Annotated in this window: 16 protein-coding genes and 2 pseudogenes; 9 read left to right on the forward strand and 9 right to left on the reverse strand. The window is 70.5% G+C overall.

What is annotated here, in order from left to right:
* Positions 1–715 precede the first annotated feature (715 nt).
* Positions 716–1,726: a helix-turn-helix domain-containing protein gene (locus IEZ15_RS38550; protein WP_189281681.1), complete on the forward strand. Its 1,011-nt coding sequence runs from the start codon at positions 716–718 to the stop codon at positions 1,724–1,726.
* 598 nt (positions 1,727–2,324) lie between these two features.
* Here the strand turns inward: IEZ15_RS38550 and IEZ15_RS38555 are convergent.
* Positions 2,325–3,920 carry an MFS transporter gene (locus IEZ15_RS38555; protein ID WP_189281682.1) on the reverse strand — a complete coding sequence of 532 codons (1,596 nt, stop codon included), beginning with the start codon at positions 3,918–3,920 and terminating at the stop codon, positions 2,325–2,327.
* Positions 3,921–4,125: 205 nt separating this feature from the next.
* Here IEZ15_RS38555 and IEZ15_RS38560 point away from each other — a divergent pair, with 205 nt between their 5' ends.
* The gene (locus tag IEZ15_RS38560; RefSeq protein ID WP_189281683.1) at positions 4,126–4,959 is read left to right on the forward strand and encodes a TetR/AcrR family transcriptional regulator; all 834 of its coding nucleotides are present in this window, start codon (positions 4,126–4,128) and stop codon (positions 4,957–4,959) included.
* Between the two features lie 301 nt (positions 4,960–5,260).
* Here IEZ15_RS38560 and IEZ15_RS38565 read toward each other — a convergent pair.
* Positions 5,261–5,517: pseudogene (locus IEZ15_RS38565) on the reverse strand (helix-turn-helix domain-containing protein); the annotation flags it as partial.
* A gap of 890 nt (positions 5,518–6,407) precedes the next feature.
* Between IEZ15_RS38565 and IEZ15_RS38570 the strand changes: the two are divergent.
* The 3 genes from IEZ15_RS38570 (at position 6,408) to IEZ15_RS38580 (ending at position 9,281) form a co-directional block, all read left to right on the forward strand.
* Entirely contained in the window at positions 6,408–7,391 is a 984-nt protein-coding gene (locus IEZ15_RS38570; protein WP_229846406.1) for an NAD(P)/FAD-dependent oxidoreductase, read from the forward strand.
* Positions 7,392–7,565: 174 nt separating this feature from the next.
* Positions 7,566–7,907, forward strand: coding sequence for a thioredoxin family protein (locus IEZ15_RS38575; protein WP_189281684.1), 342 nt, complete (start codon positions 7,566–7,568; stop codon positions 7,905–7,907).
* 501 nt (positions 7,908–8,408) lie between these two features.
* On the forward strand, positions 8,409–9,281 hold the full coding sequence (locus IEZ15_RS38580) for a class I SAM-dependent methyltransferase (RefSeq protein ID WP_189281685.1): 873 nt from the start codon (positions 8,409–8,411) through the stop codon (positions 9,279–9,281).
* A 277-nt stretch (positions 9,282–9,558) separates the two neighbouring features.
* Here IEZ15_RS38580 and IEZ15_RS38585 read toward each other — a convergent pair whose 3' ends face one another.
* The 3 genes from IEZ15_RS38585 to IEZ15_RS38595 all read right to left on the reverse strand — a co-directional run bounded on the left by IEZ15_RS38585 (position 9,559) and on the right by IEZ15_RS38595 (position 11,369).
* Entirely contained in the window at positions 9,559–10,158 is a 600-nt protein-coding gene (locus IEZ15_RS38585; protein WP_189281686.1) for a helix-turn-helix domain-containing protein, read from the reverse strand.
* Positions 10,159–10,295: 137 nt separating this feature from the next.
* Complete coding sequence (locus IEZ15_RS38590) at positions 10,296–10,589, reverse strand: hypothetical protein (protein ID WP_189281687.1); 294 nt, start codon at positions 10,587–10,589, stop codon at positions 10,296–10,298.
* A gap of 69 nt (positions 10,590–10,658) precedes the next feature.
* The gene (locus IEZ15_RS38595) at positions 10,659–11,369 is read right to left on the reverse strand and encodes a class I SAM-dependent methyltransferase (protein WP_189281688.1); all 711 of its coding nucleotides are present in this window, start codon (positions 11,367–11,369) and stop codon (positions 10,659–10,661) included.
* A 132-nt stretch (positions 11,370–11,501) separates the two neighbouring features.
* Here IEZ15_RS38595 and IEZ15_RS38600 point away from each other — a divergent pair, with 132 nt between their 5' ends.
* The 4 genes from IEZ15_RS38600 (at position 11,502) to IEZ15_RS38610 (ending at position 14,326) form a co-directional block, all read left to right on the forward strand.
* Positions 11,502–12,704: a sensor histidine kinase gene (locus tag IEZ15_RS38600; protein ID WP_229846407.1), complete on the forward strand. Its 1,203-nt coding sequence runs from the start codon at positions 11,502–11,504 to the stop codon at positions 12,702–12,704.
* Entirely contained in the window at positions 12,701–13,357 is a 657-nt protein-coding gene (locus tag IEZ15_RS38605) for a response regulator (protein WP_189281689.1), read from the forward strand. The genes IEZ15_RS38600 and IEZ15_RS38605 overlap by 4 nt, the downstream gene beginning before the upstream one ends.
* Positions 13,358–13,565: 208 nt before the next feature.
* Entirely contained in the window at positions 13,566–13,697 is a 132-nt protein-coding gene (locus tag IEZ15_RS46575) for a hypothetical protein (protein ID WP_268250488.1), read from the forward strand.
* Between the two features lie 221 nt (positions 13,698–13,918).
* Positions 13,919–14,326 carry a hypothetical protein gene (locus IEZ15_RS38610; RefSeq protein ID WP_189281690.1) on the forward strand — a complete coding sequence of 136 codons (408 nt, stop codon included), beginning with the start codon at positions 13,919–13,921 and terminating at the stop codon, positions 14,324–14,326.
* A 944-nt stretch (positions 14,327–15,270) separates the two neighbouring features.
* On the opposite strand, the gene IEZ15_RS45750 is transcribed toward IEZ15_RS38610, so the two are convergent.
* From IEZ15_RS45750 to IEZ15_RS38625, 4 genes and pseudogenes are all read right to left on the reverse strand, one after another.
* Positions 15,271–15,450: a HEAT repeat domain-containing protein gene (locus IEZ15_RS45750; RefSeq protein ID WP_229846408.1), complete on the reverse strand. Its 180-nt coding sequence runs from the start codon at positions 15,448–15,450 to the stop codon at positions 15,271–15,273.
* 268 nt (positions 15,451–15,718) lie between these two features.
* Positions 15,719–16,073, reverse strand: a pseudogene (locus IEZ15_RS45755) (IS256 family transposase); the annotation flags it as partial.
* 473 nt (positions 16,074–16,546) lie between these two features.
* Complete coding sequence (locus tag IEZ15_RS38620; RefSeq protein WP_189281691.1) at positions 16,547–17,203, reverse strand: response regulator; 657 nt, start codon at positions 17,201–17,203, stop codon at positions 16,547–16,549.
* Positions 17,200–18,432 carry a sensor histidine kinase gene (locus tag IEZ15_RS38625; RefSeq protein WP_189281692.1) on the reverse strand — a complete coding sequence of 411 codons (1,233 nt, stop codon included), beginning with the start codon at positions 18,430–18,432 and terminating at the stop codon, positions 17,200–17,202. The genes IEZ15_RS38620 and IEZ15_RS38625 overlap by 4 nt, the downstream gene beginning before the upstream one ends.
* Positions 18,433–18,521: the final 89 nt, after the last annotated feature.

Raw genomic sequence — 18,521 nt, forward strand, 5'->3', positions numbered from 1 at the left:
GGGTTTGTGAGGGTGTGGAGGGTGGTCGCATCCGGTGGGGATGCGCCACCCTCTGGGGCGCCGCGCTGGAACGCGGTGATGCCCGGTCCCTGTTTCATGGTGCAGCCACGACGCCAGGGAGACCTCGGGTGTGAGTGCCCGGGGCAGCGTTGTTAGGAGGGTGTCATCGTGTGTGTGTTTTCGGCAACGCTGGATGGACGGAAATGAATGAAAAGTTTGGTTTCATTCTTCTGACCTGCGGTTTCCTGGTGACGGGTTGTTGGCTCGTCTACGTGTTCGCCTGGATCGTGGATCCGGGCTCTGGACGTTTGTGAATCAATGTTCTTGCCCGAGGGGCCACGCATTGTGATGATCGGGTTGCTGGTGAGAGGATCGCCTGCAGGTTGACGGACCGGATCTGGAAGTCCCCGTCGGCTGTGAGGTGCAGCCCAAGTCCTTGCCTTGTCAAGGGTTCTGACATGACGCCAGTTGGGGATATGCATGCGTTCGTCGCTTTTCCCGCTGTCCTTGCCCAGTGCTTCGCCGGGTGCGCTGAGGCCTGGCGAGGTGGTCATCATTCTCGTCGTCATTCTTGTGGCAGGAGTCCTGGCCCTGGCCGGCCTGCCGTTGTTCGGCGCTGTTGAGTTCATTGGTGGCGCCCTCTGGGTCGCTGTCAGTTCGCTGAGGGTGATGCGTAGGACGGCGGGGCCCTCGCCCGAGGCGGTCTGACCCGCCTATGGGACGGCGTGAGAACGCCGTTGCCGCAGAAACCCGGCAGTCCGAAGCGCTCGCGCTGTGGCTACGTGCCCAGCGTGAGCGCCGAGGTGTCACCTACGCGGCGATGGCCAAACTGATTGGGTACCGGTTCACCGCGACCATGCTCTCGCGCGGTGCCAGCGGGAAAGTCCCCTCCCGTGAACTTGTCGAAGCCTACGCGCGCGCCTGTGACGCCGATCCCGCGGACGCGATCCGTCTGTGGAAAGCCGCCCGTCGCTCCGAGGAAGAACTCCGGCGTCGCGAGGAGACCGCCGCAGAGTTTCAGGACCTGGCCACCTCGGTGCGTTCCGCACTTACTCATCCGGAACTGATCGAGACCTTCGGTCAGTTACGCCGGGCGATGATCCAGGTCCGTGCTCGGGAAGGCCAGCCGTCTCTGGGTTACTTGCAATCCGAGGCCGGGCGTACCGCTGATGGCTGGCACTTCCGGCTCCCGAAGAGCAGTCTGAGTGCTGTCCTGCGGGGGGAAGCGGTCCCTTCCCGTGAGCACGTCACCGCGTTCATGGAAGCTCTCGGCGCTTCCCCCCGCAAAGTCGGACCGTGGGAACGGGCGTGGGACCGGATCGCGCAAACCCACGCCCGCCAGCCTCCGGCTGTGGTCGAGATCCGCGTCGCGGACGGCCCTGCGGCCGTGCCACCCCAACCCCCTGTCCTGCTGATGACCGGGGCCGTGAACGGCCCCGACTACGACTATCTTCGTGACCAAGTGGTGAGCGATTACATGAACACTGACATGCCCCGCATCTGGAAGGGCCCGCAGCGCCCCTATCCGCCGGCAGGCCAGACTCGCTCCGGCCTGCCCATTCGGATCCCGCGACGCTACGAACGCCCGGTCCGCAGCTTTCAGCCTCACAAGAAACCCGGCGCAGCCGGCGCCACACCTCTCCTTGCCGCGCCTGGCCGCCCGCGCCCGGCGGCTTTCCAGGTGCTGGAGAAGACCCTTCAGCTACGCCTGCTCCGTGACGCGTAGCTTGGGCGGAGGAGTCCTTTCACGGGCGTGGCTCCACGGGCTTCTGTTCCCTCGCCGTCGGCGGCGCTGCTGCGGTTGGGCGGCCATGTGGCGCGGGTCGGTAAAGGCCGGCGGGATCTGTTCACCGGCTGCCCGAGGGAGGGATCGCTCTCGTGCTCGCTTCGGCTGTGTCTTTCATGCGACTGTGCTGGATCGGGCCGTCTGTGGTCCATGCTGTCGATTGTTGTGAGCAGAGCTGATCGGTAATCCTGCGGGTTGCGGTCCGTGCGTTTTGTGGTGGGTGCTGTGTCGGCTTGGGTCGTCTCCTTTTGCCGGGAGCCGTGGTGTGGCCGGTCGCGTTTGTGTATGTGCCGGTCGGGTGCGGGCTGCAGTGCGGAGGCGAGGCGGCCGTGACGGTTTTGGCCGGTTTCTGGAGCGGGGGACGTGGTTGCGGCCTGTCTGGCGGGGGTGAGGGGCGCGGAGTTGTTCCGGGCGCGGGTGTCGAGCGCTGGCTGGGTGTCCTTGACCGGTATGGCGAGTCCTTCGGCCGGTCATGGTTTCCAGCCGGCCGGCGTCGTTGCCCGTGGCCGGGCTGTCTCGACGCCGGTGTGTTCGGCGCTCAGGACGGGGTTGCCCGGGAGTGCGGGTTCCCTGCCCGGTCCCTGTCGGGGTGTTCCGCTGTGGATTGGGGGGCGGGTCCGGGGCGTGTGCGTGTGGTGCGGAGCAGGGTGGCGATGAGTACTGCCGCGCCCGTTATGAGGACGGCACTGACCACCGAGGCGATCCTGGCTTCTCGGGCGAAGGCGTCGAAGGCGGCGTTCCGCAGGGATTCGGCGGTGCTTCTCGGGAGGGCGGCGGCGGTTTCGACGGCGCCGCCGAGTGTGCTCCTGGCCGCTTCCAGTTCCTTGGACGTCAGGTCGTCAGGAGCGCTGACCGCCAGTTTTGAACGGTAGACGGCGGTGCCGATGCTGCCCAGGAGCGCGATGCCCAGTGCCCCGCCGAACTCGGCAGAGGTCTCGGCCATGGCTGAGGCCGCCCCGGCCCGCTTTGGTGGTGCGGCGGACAGGATCACCTCGGTGACGACTGCGGAGACGGCGCCGATGCCGATCGAGACGACGGTCATGCCGCTGACGAGGTGGACGATTCCCGAATCGGCCTGGAGCAGGGCCAGCATGATGTAGCCGGCAGTCGCCACGAGCAGCCCGGCGGCGATCACGTTGTGTTTACCGATGCGGGGGGCGAGCGCGGTGGCCAGCGCGATATCCAGGGGCATCACGAGGAAGGTGGGCAAGGACCACATGGCCGATTCCAACGGACCCATGCCCAGGACGAGTTGCATGAACTGCCAGTTGAACAGGCTGAAGCCGACCAGTCCGAACGTCGCCAGCGCGTCGATGAGCAGGGGCAGGTTGAACCGGCGCGTGCGGAACAGCGTCATGTCGATCAGCGGGTTCGCGGCCGTGTGCTGGCGGCGGAGGAATGCCGCTCCCGCAGTGAGTCCGGCGGCACAGCATGTCAGGGGAATCCACCCGAAGCCGTGTTCCGCCATTGCTTTGATGCCGTAGATGACGCCGAGCACGGCCACGAGGGACATGGCGGCGCCGAGCAGGTCGAACCGGCCCGGCTCGGGGTCGCGGTATTCGGTGAGCAGCAGTGGGCCGAGGATCAGCAGCAGGATCATCACCGGCACGTTGACCAGGAAGACCGATCCCCACCAGAAGTGCTCCAGGAGCAGACCGCCGATGATCGGGCCGAGCACGGCGCCGCCCGCGAAGCCCGCTGTCCAGATGCCGACCGCGGTGGCCCGCTGTGCGGCGTCGTGGAACATGGTCCGGATCAGGGAAAGGGTGGAGGGGGCCAGCGTGGCTCCGGCGATGCCCAGGAGCGCGCGGGCCGCGATGAGCGTCTCGGGGCTGGTCGAGCAGGCCGCCAGGACCGAGGCGGCGCCGAAGGCCGCGGCGCCCGTGAGCAGCACGCGTCGCCGCCCGAAGCGGTCACCGAGTGTGCCCATCGTGATGAGCAGGCCGGCGAGGAGGAAGCCGTAGGCGTCCATGATCCACAGTTGTTCGGAACTGCTCGGGCCGAGGTCGGCCGACAGGGACGGGAGCGTGATGAACATGACGGACATGTCCATGGACGCCAGTAGGCAGGGCAGCACCAGGACGGCGAGACCGGCCCACTCCCCGGCTCCGGCTCTTTTCTCTTTTTCAGTCATGCCCTCTCCTGGGCCGTGCAGGTCCCGATGGACCCAACCACCCGGATGCGTACTTTGTACGCAACGATGTGTGCAGAGTACGCACGCACGCCGAGGCGAAGCAATTGCTTTTTGACGTGCCTGTTTATCTTGGGCTGCGCATGCGTGTGCCGGTCGGGTTAGAATTTCGACACAAATCTGAGGTGTGACGAAAAGGAGTTCGTCGATGTCCGTGCAGCTGGCATGCGCGTCGTGCGGAAGGGCGCTGGAGCCCGCGGACCGGGGGCGGCCGAGGCTCTACTGTTCCCGTGCGTGCCAGGCGAGGGCCTATCGGGCACGCAGGGCGCAGACGCCGGCCCGCGTCCCGGTGAGCGACGACGGCGCGCGGCATCTCACCGTCGAGCGCATCGTGCGGGCCGGGATCGTTGTCGCGGACGCGGAGGGGCTCGACGCGCTGTCGATGCGCCGCGTCGCCATGGAACTCGGCACCGGCACGATGTCCCTGTACCGGCATGTGGCGTCCAAGGACGATCTGGTGACGCTGATGGTGGAAGCCGCGATGGCCGACGTGCCGCTGCCCGACTCGCCGCCGCGGAACTGGCGTCACGGCCTCGAACGCGCCGCGTGCCGCGACTGGGAGCTGTACCACCGCCACCCGTGGATCCTGTCGAGGGTCATGGTGACGACCCGCGCGTATTTCAGCCCGGCTCTCGCGGCGGACAGCGAAAGCGCCTTCTCCTCGTTCGACGGGCTCGGCCTCGAATCCGCCGATGCCTTCCGGTACATGTTCATGTTCGCCTCCTACGTCCAAGGCGTGGCGCTGATCCTCGTCAGTGATGCGGAGGCTGAGCGGCAGTCGAGGATCGCCGCGAAGCAGGAGACGCAAGCCTCGGGCCATGCACAGGACCCGCTGTACGAGCCCGGGGCGTATCCCCGGCTCGCCCGCGCGATGCGCGCAGGCGCCGATCCGTGGGACCTCGATGCCTTGTTCGTTTCAGGTCTTGCAGGTGTCCTGGACGGCATCGCAGCCGATCTCACGCGACGGGGCATCGACGTCTGAGCTTCGTGCCGCCCGGGGCCCGCAGGAACCGTTTGCCGTCCCGGACAGGAGGACGGAGGTGTCTCGTGGGGCCGGGGCTCCGCGCGCGGCATGCTCCAGCCGGCCGCAGCGGCCGAGGACGCCGCGATGCCGGAGTCCGGACCGAATCCGATCAGCCCTGTGGGGGAGGCGGGAGGGCCGACGGTGATGGTGACGATCGCCTCGATGACGTCGTGGGTGAGGGCCGCGGCGGCCGGCGCATCCGTATTGGGTGCGTGAGGAGATCGCGGAGGGCTGGGCCCCGGGGATATCGCGGTCGACAGCAGCACCCCTTGTCGTCGGCGTCGATGCACGTGCGGTCGGTGGCGACGGCGACCACGGCACCGCGCAGGGCGTCCAGCGCGTGGCCGGGCGGGGATCGGCCGGCTCATGGCGGATACGGCGGCCGTCGGGCACGGTGACGCCAGGCCGCCAGGCCACGGTCGCGCAGGCACGCCACGTGGTTCGACAGCCGGGTGCGGGAGATTCCCGCGCGAGCAGCAGGCGGCAACGGGCCGGGTCGGCCGGCGCCCGGCCGAAGCCGCTCCCCGCTCGGGGCCGGGAGGTTACCCGGACGCCGACGCCGGCCGCACCCGGATTGGGCCCACCGCTTCCCTGCCGGTCCCGGACGGCCTCGCCGCCCTGCTTCCACGAGGCCGGCGTCGCGCTGCGGCCGCAGGTCCAGCTGAGTGCTCAGTTGCCCGGGAACGTGCCCGCACCGCCGGCCGCGGGGTTCGGATCCGGGGGCCATGAAGCGACCGGCAGGTGGCTGGACGCGTCGGTGTTGTGGGTGGCTCGACGCCGGCCAAGTGCCGAGTCGCGGACGCCGGCTGTCAGGGTGGACGAGCCCGCACCGGCCGCGGTGCTGTACCTCTTTTGAAGGTTGTGGCCCGGGCGGACCGCGGCGGCCGGAAGGACGAGCTCGAAGTCCAGTGGCAGGGCCCGCCCCGAGCTCACCATCGGCCGGAAGGTCGGGGGCGATCTCCACAGGCAGGCAGCGGGTGGCCGGCACCACTCCTTCGGGGCCCTGAACTTCCACGCTCGGTCCCGGCGAACGTTCAACCCGAGCTGCCTGAACAGCCGGGAGACCGTCCGCCGGCTGGCGACTTGCTCCTGGGGTTCGAAAACGATCCGCGAAGCCGACCGCTTACGGCCTCGGCACATCTTTTCGGCCGAGGCTACGGCCGCTGCAGGAACGGCGGTCGGCTGCCGGCGCGGGGGGACGGCCCTGTGGCCTCGGTGAGCGCGGACGGGGTCACACCATGCTGCGTGCGGATCCGGCGGCGCCGCGCGCGCCGTCCTGGGCGAGTGCGGCGGCGATGGGGGACTGCTCGTCCAGGAGCCCCTTCCGGTCCGGCCGTCCCGGAAATGGCAACAGAAGTTGCTCGTGGTGTGGCGCTGAAGCACTTTGGGGACCGGAGGTGATCGTAGTGATCAAGACGACGGTGAATACGCGCGACAGCGCGGCGCCGACTGGTGACGAGGTCCATGACGTGGTGGTGATCGGTGCCGGAGCGTCCGGCCTGAGTGCCGCGCTCCTTCTGGGGCGGGCCCGTCGCAGGGTGGTGGTGATCGATGCCGGCGAGCCGCGTAACGCGCCTGCCGCCCACATGCACGGTTTCCTGTCCCGTGACGGCCTGCCTCCGGCGACCCTGCTCGACCTCGGGCGGGCCGAGATCGACCGCTACGAAGTCGATATCGTCCGAGGCCGGGTGGAACATGTCGAGCCCGGCTACGACGTGCGCCTGGAGGGCGGCCCCGTGATCAGGGCCCGCCGGCTTCTGGTCGCCACCGGGCTGCGCGACGAACTGCCCGACCTCCCCGGCGTCCGGGAGCGTTGGGGCAAGGACCTTCTGCACTGCCCGTACTGCCATGCCTACGAGGTCCGTGACCAGCCCCTTGCCGTCCTCGGCACACACCCGGGGGCTGTGCACCAGGCTCTGCTGCTGCGTCAGTGGAGCGAGGACATCGTCCTCCTCACACACGCCCTCGGACTCTCCCCGCAGGAGCGGGAACACCTGGAGGCGTTCGGCGTGAGGATCGTGGAGGGCAGGGCCATGCGGCTCGTCGTCGACGACGACCGCCTGCGCGGCATCGAGCTCACCGACGGCAGGGTGATTCCCCGGACCGCGGTTTTCCTGTTTCCCCGGCCCGCGCCGCGCGACGACCTCCTGGCTCTGCTCGGCTGCGCCAAGGACGACCAGGGCTGGGTGGTGACGGACCGGACCGGCCGCACCAGCGTGCCCGGGGTATGGGCTGTCGGAAATGTCGTCGACCCACGCGCCCAGGTCATCGCCGCCGCCGGCATGGGCTCCACCGCCGCGTTCGCCATCAACACCGACCTGCTCCACGAGGACGTGGAGCACGCCGCCGCACGGCACCGCGCACACCGCGCCACGGCTGCCCTGACATGACGACTCGGCAGGCCATGAGCGATGCCGTCGCGGCAGCCCGTACTGCCCCCGCGAGGGGCCCGGCCGCCCAGCCGGCCGGACGAGCCTGTTCCAGGGGCCGTGCGTTGATCTCCGCGGTCAGATCGTCCCCGGCGCCGGGGTACTCGTTCACGAACACATCGACAAGGATTCACCATGGCAGCAAAGCGCAGCGGTCCCGTGGACAGCGTCACCGAGCAGACGTTTCCCGTCCGCGTACTGCAAGCGAAACGGCCCGTCCTGATCCAGTTCTGGGCCCCTTGGTGCGGGCCGTGTACCAGGGTCACCCCCATCGTCGAGGAGGTGGCTGCCGAGCGTGCGGGCGTTCTGGACGTCGTCAAGATCAACGTCGATGAGGAGCCCGGACTGGCGGACCGGCACGGAGTCTCCTCGATCCCCGCTTTCGTGGTCTACGCCGACGGCGCCGCTGTGAAGGCGTGGACGGGCGCCGTCCCCCAACCCCTCCTGGAACGAAACCTCGGCCCCTTCCTTCGCTGAACTCCGGGGGCGTCACACATTCCGGCGCGGCGGAGGCCGGGCTGAGTGCGTGGTGCCCGCCGTCCGCACTTGTGGAACTGGAGGAACCACAAACTCGCATCACGATCAGGACATCGCGTGCGGCGCCCTGGGCACGCACCTGGAACCGCGAAGCCGAAGCGCACGCCCCGCCCCCGCCCGGACCATGCACCGGTTGCGGGACCTGTTGCGGATCAGCGGCGGACACACATGGATCCACCGGGTACCGGACATCGGCCTGGGGCGTCCGGGCCCGCAGGCTGCCGCTCCCGGGCCCCCGCACTCGAACGAACCCTCGCCCCCCACCCGGGCCAAGGCCCTGCCGGCAGGCCATGACGCAGGCGTAGAGCGTCGGCAACCGGCGACAACGCCGCAGACGGGCGTGCCAGACCTCGCTCACCCGCGCTGACAGCCGACCTCCGGTTTCGTGCGCCTCGATCGGCCGGACAGACCCCAGCCACCTCCTTCGGATCGGAGTACCTCATGCACCACCACGTTCACCGCCATACCCATGAGCACGCCCACGACATCGACTGGGACGCTCTCTGCTCCCATCTGGAACGCGAGGCCGAACTGCACACCCCCGCGCTCACCCAGGCCACGAACTGGCTGCGCGATCTGCTGGGCGGCGCCGGCGTGAGGCGCGTACTCGACGTCGGCAGTGGGCCGGGCGTAGTCGCCGGCCTGCTCGCCGACGCCTTCCCGGACGCCGAGGTGGCCGCGGTCGACCAGTCGCCTGCCCTGCTGGAGCGGGCCCGCACGCGCTCGTCCGGCCGTATCGCCACCCAACAGGCCGACCTCCCGGACGAGTTCGGCAGGCTCGGCACGGCCGATCTGATCTGGTCCGCCAACACCGTCCACCATCTCGGCGACCAGCAGGCGGCATTGACAGCCCTCGCCGCCTCCCTGCGCCCCGGCGGGCTGCTCGCCGTGGCCGAACGCGGCCTGCCCGTACGCTTCCTCCCCCGCGACATCGGCCTGGGCCGCCCTGGACTCCAGGCCCGCCTGGACGCCGGCAACGAGGACGGCTTCACCACCATGCGCGCCGAACTCCCGGGTTTTGTGGGTGAGGTCGAGGACTGGCCCGCCATGCTGGCCCGGGCCGGTCTCGTCCCTACCGGCACGCGTACTTTTCTCACCGACCTGCCGGCCCCACTCGGACTCCCGGCTCGGGAGTACCTGCGCACCCGTCTCGCCCGGCAACGCGACCAGTTCGGCGAGCACCTGAACGACGAGGACCGCACGGCCCTGGACGCTCTCCTGCATGCCGACGCCCCCACCGGCATCCTCTGGCGGCCCGACGCCTTCTACCTCACCGCCACCACTGTCCACACCGCCCGCTCCCGCACCGCCTAGAAGATCACTGAAAACGTTTCAGGGTCTGGCCTCGCCCGGTCCGGCGCGAGGCCGGGGCCGGCGGGCCGGCGGGCAATGGTGGATCGCGGACTGCATGACCGGGCCGGGCGCCGGTCGGACAGCTGTCCGGCGACGGTGGCACCGGCAAAGGAACCGGCACCGAAGCGCGACAGGGATCCCGCAGTTCGCCCGGCCCGGCGGTTCGCGCCCTGATCCAGTACCGCCCTGCCGCTCGCCGTGTCTTTTGAGGGGCGGTTTCGGAAGTGGGCCTTTCCGGTCAGGCGGATGGCTCCGCGCGGGACTGGGGCTTGGCCCGGACGTGCACGCGTTCCCCCTGGGGGCCGAACAGGTTGAGCACCTCCACGGGGGACTCGCCCGCAGGGCCGAACCAGTGTGGCAGGCGGGTGTCGAACTCGGCCGCCTCACCCGGCCCCATGACCAGGTCGTGGTCGGCCAGGATGAGCCGCACCCGCCCGGACAGGACGTACAGCCACTCGTGCCCCTCGTGCGTGACCGGATCAGGCCGGTTGTGCTCCGCAGGGATGACCGACTTCCAGGCTTGCAGGCCCCCCGGCTGCGTCGACAGCGGAATCACCGTACGGCCGTGGTGGACGCGGGGCTTGCAGCGGATCCGCGGGTCGCCGACCTCCGGCGCCCCGACGAGTTCGTCCAGGGGTACCTGGTGGGCCTGCGCGATGGGCAGCAACAGCTCCAGGCTCGGGCGGCGCTGCCCCGACTCCAGTCTCGACAGCGTGCTCTTGGAGATGCCAGTGGCCTCGGCCAGCGCCGACAGGGACACGCCGCGCTGGGCGCGGATGCGCCTGAGGCGGGAGCCGACCTGGGCCAGCGTGGCGGCGATGGGTGATTGTTCGTCCATCCCCCCATTCCACCTCTCGCATCCCAGAAACGGCAACAGAAGTTGTCGCTCCAGGGCCGGGCGCGCACTGTCCCGGCAGGAGGTTGTTTTCTTGATCAAAACGACGAACGACACGAACAGCAAGGCACGGCACGGTGTCAGCCGCAGCACAGGGCCATGCGGGCGATGCCGGCCTTGCCGATACCGCCGACGTGCTCGGTTCGCTGCGTGGCCTCGTGGAAGACCTTCTCGCAGTGGATGAAGACGCTGGCCGGGCAGCCGGCACGGGCGGGGGTGAGAACGTCCCACGCCCGGCCGCGGACAGTGGCGAATTCCTCCTGGGCCGGCGTGTCCATCGTCTTCTTCCTGTCCGCGTCATGCCGGTGCGGCAGGTCGGCGGGTGCGGGGGTGGTGGTGTTCTTCGGCGAGGCGTTCCAGGGCCGCGACGGCACGGAGTGCGGGCGGGGGTTCGTCGGCGGTCTGCGTCCTGTGTCACCTGGCCGGTTGGGTAACGGAGTCCTTCAGGGAAGCGGATGGGGTGTCTCTGTGGGGGCGCGCAGGTGCCAGACGCGCGCCGGGGGGAGGTTGCCCCATACGGTGCGGCAGCCGGTGGCGTGGGTCTGCTGGAAGGTGTCGAGCACGTGGGTGACTCCGCTGTGCCGGGCCAGGCTCCGGGAGGTGCCCAGCAGTGCGCGCAGGCGGGCAGCGCCGCGGTAGCCGAAGTACGTCAGGTGGCCGCCGGGCTTGAGTGCGCTCAGGTAGCCGGCGAGCAGATCGGACACCTCGCGGGGGTGGAAGTTGGCGAACGGCAGCCCGGAGACGATCACGTCGTAGCGCGCCTGCGGGTCGAGCTCTGCCACCGGTCCTGCGAACAGTGCGATGCGTTCTTGGTGGAGCGCCAGCCGGGGGTCGGCGCGCAGGTCAGCGGCGAGCAGGCGAGCGAAGCGGGGGTTGGCCTCGACGAGGTCCAGGGTGTCCTCGGGGCCGAGCAGGTCCGCCAGCACCCGGGAGACCGCGCCGGTTCCGGCACCGACCTCCAGTACGGCGCGCGGCTGCCCGGTGCGGTGCGCCAGCGGCGCGGCGAGCGCCGCGGCGAGGCGACGGCCGCTTGGGGTCACCGCCCCGGTCGTGCGGAAGGTCCGGAACGTCTCGGCGAAGAACAGCCGGCGGTCGGCGAGGCGTCGTGCCGGGGTCCGCCGGGCGGGGGATGTGCGTGTCGGGGAGAAGACCATGGCATGGACGCTAAGCAGCGGCGGGCGCATCGGAATCTTCTGATGTGTGACGAAGACCCCGGACGAAAGCAGGGGGTCTTGATGGCCGTTCGCCGGGGTCCATGGGGGCAGGAGCGTCCCTAGGATGGCGAGGTGAAATCCGAGCCGGGGCGCAACGTGCCGTTGTGGGTGGAGATGCCGTCAGCGGTGCTGCTCGCCCTGCTGTCCACGCTGGAGGGCTTCCGGTCGGCCGGTGACACCCTGGCCGATCCGGCACCGTGGGTGGCGGCGACCGCCTCGTTCGCGGTGCTCGCCCGCTACAGGGTTTCGCGGGTGGTGGCGGGCCTGGCGCTGGTCTCGGTCGGCCTGGGCTCTGTGTTTCCTTTGTTGGTGATGCTTTATCACTTTGCCTCGCGGGGCCGGTTGCGGGCGGTGTGGGTGTGCCTGGGTATCGCTTTGGCTGCCGGGTTGCCGTGGCTGGCGGCTGCGTTGGTGCTGGGGCGCCCCTTGTCCGGGGGACGGCTGAGTACCTGGACCGGCGCGGGTGTCGGCAATGCCGTGCTGGTGGCTCTGGCCTTGGCGCTGGGTATGTGGGCGGGCAGCCGGCGCAGACTGCTGGGTGCGCTGACGGACCAGGTGGAACAGCTGCGGGTGGAGCGTGAACTCCGCGCTGAACAGGCACGGTTGGCGGAGCGGGCGCGAATCGCCCGCGAGATGCACGATGTGCTCGCACACCGGCTGAGTCTGCTGATGCTGCATGCCGGGGTGCTTCAGCTGCGTGCTGAGGGAATGTCACCGGCCGGCCTGGAGCGGTTGACCCTGTTGCGCAGTACAGCCGGACAGGCGCTGGACGATCTGCGCGAGGTGCTGGGGGCACTGCGCTCCGGCCGGCCCGCCGGGGCCGATGGGGCGCCCGCTGTCATGGCGCCGGCCCTGCCGGGGCTGGCGGAGCTGCTCACCGAGGCACGGGCCGCCGGCCAGGTGATCGAGTCGGTGGTGTCCGGTGATGTGGAGCGCGCGTCCACCAGCCATCGTCTGGCGGTACACCGGCTCGTACGGGAGGCCCTGACCAATGCCCGCAGGCATGCCCATGACGCGCCTGTGACGGTGAGTGTGCACTACGGACCGTCGGCCACCACGGTGGAAGTCGTCAACGGGCCGGCCGGACGCGCCGGGGAGTCCGCGGTCCTGGGGGGTTTTGCGGTGCCCGGTGGCTATGGACTGATCGGTCTGGCGGAGCGAGTCGCGGCGCTGGGCGGTCACTTGCACACCGGTTCCTGCGGGGGCGGTTGGCGGGTCTTTGCCCGGCTGCCCACCACCTGCGCACCCGTTCGTCCGCCGGTGTCCGCCCCGTGATCAATATTCTGGTGGTCGATGACGACGCCCTGGTGCGGCTCGGTCTTGTCGACCTGCTGTCCACCGACCCGGAACTGACCGTCGTCGCCGAGGCGGCGGACGGCCTTGCCGCTGTCGAACAGGCGAGCGGGCACCGGGTCGATGTTGCCCTGGTCGATGTGCGGATGCCGCGGATGGACGGCATCGCCGCGACCCGCCGGCTGCGCGCGCTCCCAGACCCGCCGCGAGTGATCACCCTGACCACCTTCGATCTGGATGAGTACGTCTACGATGCGCTCGCCGCCGGAGCGGACGGCTTCCTGCTCAAGGACACCGAACCGCGCGAGATCATCCGCGCAGTGCATGTGGTGGCGGACGGGCAGGGCATGCTGCATCCGGCTGCCGCCCGTCGCCTGATCGACCGCTTCCACAGTGCCGCCCGCCCCGAAGCGCGGGAAGCCCGCACCCGGGTCGAGGGCCTGACACCTCGTGAGACGGATGTCCTGGCACGGCTCGCGCTGGGCGATTCCAACGCGCAGATCGCGGCGGCGCTGGGCATGCGCGAAAGTACCGTCAAGGCACACGTCAGCCGGATCCTCGGTGCGCTCGGCGCCGGCAACCGCGTCCAGGCCGCCCTGCTGGCCCGCGACGCGGGGCTGGGCGGCCTCGGCTGACCGGTTCGCCGCGGGGGAGGCCGTCCGTCCCGGGCCGCCCCGTGGCAGGCCGCCGGTGCCGGACGAAGGGAGGCGAGTGGTGAGCGCGTCCCCTTTGACGGCGCTGTTTTTGGAGGCTGCCCGAAAAAAAGGGGCTGTGGACAGGGCGGTTGGGCTGAGAGTCCGGGACCGTGGAAGAGGTCGTGCTTCGGCTGGAGGAGCTGTTGACGTGGGGCTCGTCGAAGAGGATCCAGTGGACCGGCTCGCCTTCCCGAGCCGACGGGTGGTCGCCGTGCGCGCCGTCAAGGGGCCGCATCGCACGCGCGCCGAGCGCGCACTGAGGCCCGCCCGGAGGCTCTGACCGGGTACCGCCCGCCCCGGCCGACGTGGCCACCGCCTTGCCGCCGAGTTGTTCCAGGCCCCCATCGCCTCCGGCCCTGCCCGGCTGTTACAAGACAGCGACAGAGCCCCGATGAACGTCTGCCTCCACTGTGCCGTCGTTTCTAGTGACTACGCCAATCGACACGTAGGTGCCCTTTGGCGCGAAAGGCTGTTCTCACCATAGAAAGGGGTAGATCTGTGATGATCTCGAAGCGGCACTTTTTGCGCACAGCCGTCGTCGGTGTCCTCGGCGCGGCCTCCCTTGCCATCGCGGGCACCGCGATGGCAGCCACCCCGGCCGCGAACGTCGTCGTCGCGCAGAAGGCCGTACCCGCCAAGGCAGGCATCACGGCCGAGCCGTCGGTGTCCTCCGTCCGCGCCTGGCAGCTGTTCCGGGTCACGGGTGGGACCACCGGTCTCAAGGCGGGCAGCAAGGTGACTCTTCAGCAGAAGCAGCACGGCAAGTGGGTCAGCCTGCCCGCGTCCACGAGCATCTCGCGAAACGGCTCCTACTCACTCGGCGTCAAGCTCGGGCTGAAGGGCAAGAACGATCTGCGCATCGTCAGCGGCACCACGGCCTCACCGGTCTTCAACGTGACAGTCCGCTGAGACGCGCCACCATCACTGCAGAGATGGTCCTGCTGCCGGGCACCGGGGTGGCTTCACCTGCCCCGGTGCCCGGTGCCCGGTGCCCGGTGCCCGGTGCCCGGTGTGCTGGTGTGCTGGTGGTGCGGGCCCGGCCGGTACCGCCGGTGACCTGGTGACCTGGTGACCTGGTGACCTGGTGACCTGGTGACCTGGTGACCTGGTGACCCGGTGACCTGGTGACCCGGGTCGGGAGCGGCGTCGATGCCGCCGAGGGTGGGGTGGGTCTCGGCCTGCCGGACCTGGTGGATCACGGTGCCGCGCGCCTTACGGTCGCTGTTGTGGGGTCTTCGCGGGTGAGAGCCGCGCGGAAGTTCTCCAGGGCACGCGGGGAATGTGACGAGGCCCTTTCCCGGTGGAGGGGAAGGGCCTCGTGAGTGAGCGCTGGGCAGGCCTTGCACCTGCATTTCCCCGCAGGAAGCGGGGCGTCTTTCCTTGGACCACCAACGCAGTGTCAGTCGCCGTGAGTTGCGGCGAACTGTCAAGATCAACTATAGCGCATGCGGTCGTCGGCCGGCTCCGGCCGAAGCGCGGCGGCTGTTGCCGGGTTTCCGGCCCGGCGACACCGAGGGCGACTGTGGCGGACAAGTCCTGGCCGGTCCCGGGTGTGCCACCGGGCAGAAAACACCCATGACCGCCATGGGTGCACGCCCTCGGTGCGGCCGGCCGGTTGCCGAGGTCCCGGGCGGCCACCGGGGGAGCTCGCGTCTTGTCAGTGGCGCCGGCCCGGTCGTCGGCACCGAGACGCTGGGGACTCACTTCGAAGCGGCGGAACATGTCCGCCAGGAACCGGCCCAGGAGGGCTTGAGCGTCATCGAGACGCTTGAGCCCGTCGTGACCAAAGCGGAATATCTCGTACCCCTTGAGCTTGGGGTCCCGGTCTTCGGCGACCATCTGCAAAGCAGTGGTCAGGACTTGTGGACGCGGCCTTCCGGTTTGGGCGCGGTGATCTCGGCCGCTGTGCGGCGGGCTTCCTCGCGTACGTCCGGGTCATGGTGGCGAAGGAGGGGTTCGATCAGCGGCCGGGCCTGCGGGTCCTGCGTGGCGCCGAGGATGCAGACGGCGTGTGCGAGGAGTTGGGGCGTCATCTGAGGCATGGCCGGGGCCGGCGGCTCGACGAGGTCCAGGGGCAGGCCGTGCCGGTCGAATGCCTCGCTGATCGAGTTCAGGGCGCGGTTTCACGGACCTCGGTCACGGGTTCGCCGACGGCCAGGCTGACGAGACGTCCCGCTCACCAGGGGTGCGGCATCCGCGTCGAGAGCGGTGCCACGCAGGCGGCCCCGAGGACCGCGGCGGCGACGTCACGCCGGTCTGGACCGTGGTCGGTCGGCGCATCAAGAGCCGCGAACAGGTGCTTCATCCGGCACCGGCCTCGGATCGCCCGGCCAGGACGCCGTTCTCGAAGTTTCGTTCCGGCGCAAAGCAGCGGCACCAGGTGGGCGCCGGTGATCGTGCGCCGGCGGTCCTGGGCGGACCCGGCCGGCTTGAACACCATCGCCAGGGCCGCAGCCGGGCTGCCGGCGCCGCGGGTGACCTCGGCCCGCAGCCTGACCGCGCAGAACGTGGACTCGATCGCACTGGTGGTCCGCAGGCGGACCCAGCGCTCCGCCGGGAAGCCGTAGAACGCCACAGACTCCCCGGCGCCGTCGGTGTGCTTCGCGACGGCCTTGGGCCATTTCGTGCCGCAGGTGCGCGCGAACGCCTTGATGGCAACGCCGAGGACCGCGCCCACGCGGAGAAGGCATTTGTGACTTCATGAACCCAGTACCTTTGACGACGGGCGGCCGGGAACACCTCGGCTGCGCGACGACCTGCCGGGCGTGCCGCTGGCGATCACCGGGTCGCCGAGCCCGCAGCTCGGCGTTGACGTGGAGCCCGCCCCGGCCGAGGGGACCATGGCCCAGGTCGTGCCCCTGCTCCACCCCGCCGAGCGCGCCCGCGTCGAAGCCGCCGAAGCCCGGCGCGCGGGCCGGGGTGTTCGCGACGCTCTGGGCGCGCAAGGAGGCGTGCCTCAAGGGCCTGGGCACCGGGCCCGGACGCGACCTGGCCGCCGACGTCACCCGCCCCCCCTTTTTTTGAGTGGGCCCTGAGCGACCTGCCCGCCGGACCGGGCGCCGTCGCCGCCGTCGCTGTACGCGGCCCGGAGTGCGAGGTGCGACTGCGGTACGAACCGCTCTGCGGTGCCTACCTCGGGCGGCCCACCAACCCCGTCTCGTAGGCGGTGATGACCAGTTGCACCCGGTCGCGCGCGTCGAGCTTGGCCAGCAGCCGGGTCACATAGGTCTTCGCCGTGGCCACGCTGATGCTCAGCTCGGTGGCGATCTCCGTGTTGGACAGGCCGCTGCCCACCAGCGTCAGCACCTCGCGCTCGCGGCCGGTGATACCGTCCAACGCGCGCGCGGGCGTGGCCGCCGCCGGGCGCAGCGCGAACTCCTTGATCAGCCGCCGCGTCACGGCCGGCGCGATCAGGCCGTCGCCCGCCGCCACGACCCGGATCGCGGCCAGGATGTCGTCCAGCGCCATGTCCTTGACGAGGAAGCCGGACGCCCCGGCGCGCAGCGCCCCGTACACGTAGTCGTCGTCGTCGAACGTCGTCAGCACGATCACCTGCGGGCCGTCGTCGCCTTCCGTGATGCGGCGGGTCGCCTCGATGCCGTCCATGCCGGGCATCCGGATGTCCATCACCACGAGGTCGGGCCGCACGGCCGCGACGAGCCGGACCGCCTCCTCGCCCGTTCCGGCCTGGCCGACGACCTCCAGGTCGGGCGCTTCGGTGATCACCATCTGCAGGGCGGTGCGTACCAGGGGCTGGTCGTCGACGAGTGCAACACGGACAGTCATCGGGCTCCTGAGGTCGCGCTGCTCGGTAGGGGAAGACGGGCGGCGACCAGGAAGCCGCCGCCGGGGCGCGGTGCGGCGCTGAACTCCCCGTGCAGCAGGGCGACTCGCTCGCGCATCCCCGCAAGACCGTATCCCGTGCCGGATGCCGGCCCGTCGCCCCGGCCCCGGTCAGCGACCTCGATGGCGAGGTCCCCGGCGCGGTAGTCGACGGTCACCCGGCACGCGTCCGCGCGCGCGTGGCGTACGACGTTGGTGACCGACTCCTGGATGATCCGGAACGCGGAGAGGTCGATCTCCGGTGGCAGCGGCCGCCGTTCACCGAGCCAGCGCACCTCCACCTGCACCCCGGCCGCCGTGGTCGTCTCGGCGAGCCGGTCGACGTCCGCGAGCCCCGCCACGGGCGCGAGCGGTGCCCCGGCCGCGTCCCCGCCGCCGTCCTCCAGGTCCGCCTCGCGCAGGCTGCCGAGCATCCGCCGCAGCCCCGACAGGGTCTCGCGGCCCGCGCCCTCCACGGCGAGCATCGCCTGGCGCGCGCTCTGCGGCTGGGAGTCGAGGACCCGGGCCGCCGCGCCGGCCTGGAGGGCGATGATGCCGATGCTGTGGGCCACCATGTCGTGCAACTCCCGTGCGATCCGCAGCCGTTCGGCGGTCACCGCGCGGGCCGCCACTTGCGCGGCGAGCTGGGCGCGCAGCTTCTCGGCGTAGTCGCGGGACTGGTGCACGGAGTTGCCGACGAGCCAGGCGACCACGACGGTCAGCGCCACGTACGGCTCCGACGGCGTCCCGCCCTCCTCTCCGTACAGCAGCCGTACGGTCAGACAGAGCGTGAGGACGGCGAGTGCCGCCCCGGCGAGCGGGAGCGAGGAGCGGCGCGGGCGGGCGGCGGCGACGAAGGCGAGGGCCACGTCGACGGAGAGGAACTGCGGGGAAGGGATCTCCCACTGCCGCCACGCCGCCGTGAACGCGCCCGTCCCGGCAAGCAGCAGCGCGAACCCGGGCCGGGGGCGGCGTACGAGCAGCGCGCAGCCGGACAGCGCCAGGGCGGCGGCCAGGGCCAGGAAGAGCTGCCCCCACAGGGAGCCCAGGGCGCCGCGCGGCGCGGCCGCCGCACCGGGCGCGATCGACGGCGACAGGACCAGCGGATACAGGGCCGCCGCGCACCAGGCCGCGCCCGTCCAGACGCCCGGCGCTATCCGCTTCAGCAGCGAGAGACGGGGGGTGGCCAGCATGCCACCGATTGTAACCGCGCATTTTGGGCGGGGGATCGGACCACGGTTGTACAACCGTGGTCGACAGGGGCGCTCGGCGATTGTCCCCG

Source organism: Streptomyces atratus, assembly GCF_014648655.1.
GTDB lineage: Bacteria > Actinomycetota > Actinomycetes > Streptomycetales > Streptomycetaceae > Streptomyces > Streptomyces atratus.

What these genes read in the sequence shown, in the direction of transcription:
- IEZ15_RS45750 (WP_229846408.1), bottom strand. Translation starts at nt 15,450, where the DNA reads ATGACGCCCCAACTCCTCGCACACGCCGTCTGCATCCTCGGCGCCACG.
- IEZ15_RS38560 (WP_189281683.1), top strand. Translation starts at nt 4,126, where the DNA reads ATGTCCGTGCAGCTGGCATGCGCGTCGTGCGGAAGGGCGCTGGAGCCC.
- IEZ15_RS38575 (WP_189281684.1), top strand. Translation starts at nt 7,566, where the DNA reads ATGGCAGCAAAGCGCAGCGGTCCCGTGGACAGCGTCACCGAGCAGACG.
- IEZ15_RS38580 (WP_189281685.1), top strand. Translation starts at nt 8,409, where the DNA reads ATGCACCACCACGTTCACCGCCATACCCATGAGCACGCCCACGACATC.
- IEZ15_RS38620 (WP_189281691.1), bottom strand. Translation starts at nt 17,203, where the DNA reads ATGACTGTCCGTGTTGCACTCGTCGACGACCAGCCCCTGGTACGCACC.
- IEZ15_RS38555 (WP_189281682.1), bottom strand. Translation starts at nt 3,920, where the DNA reads ATGACTGAAAAAGAGAAAAGAGCCGGAGCCGGGGAGTGGGCCGGTCTC.
- IEZ15_RS38625 (WP_189281692.1), bottom strand. Translation starts at nt 18,432, where the DNA reads ATGCTGGCCACCCCCCGTCTCTCGCTGCTGAAGCGGATAGCGCCGGGC.
- IEZ15_RS38585 (WP_189281686.1), bottom strand. Translation starts at nt 10,158, where the DNA reads ATGGACGAACAATCACCCATCGCCGCCACGCTGGCCCAGGTCGGCTCC.
- IEZ15_RS38595 (WP_189281688.1), bottom strand. Translation starts at nt 11,369, where the DNA reads ATGGTCTTCTCCCCGACACGCACATCCCCCGCCCGGCGGACCCCGGCA.
- IEZ15_RS38610 (WP_189281690.1), top strand. Translation starts at nt 13,919, where the DNA reads ATGATCTCGAAGCGGCACTTTTTGCGCACAGCCGTCGTCGGTGTCCTC.
- IEZ15_RS38550 (WP_189281681.1), top strand. Translation starts at nt 716, where the DNA reads ATGGGACGGCGTGAGAACGCCGTTGCCGCAGAAACCCGGCAGTCCGAA.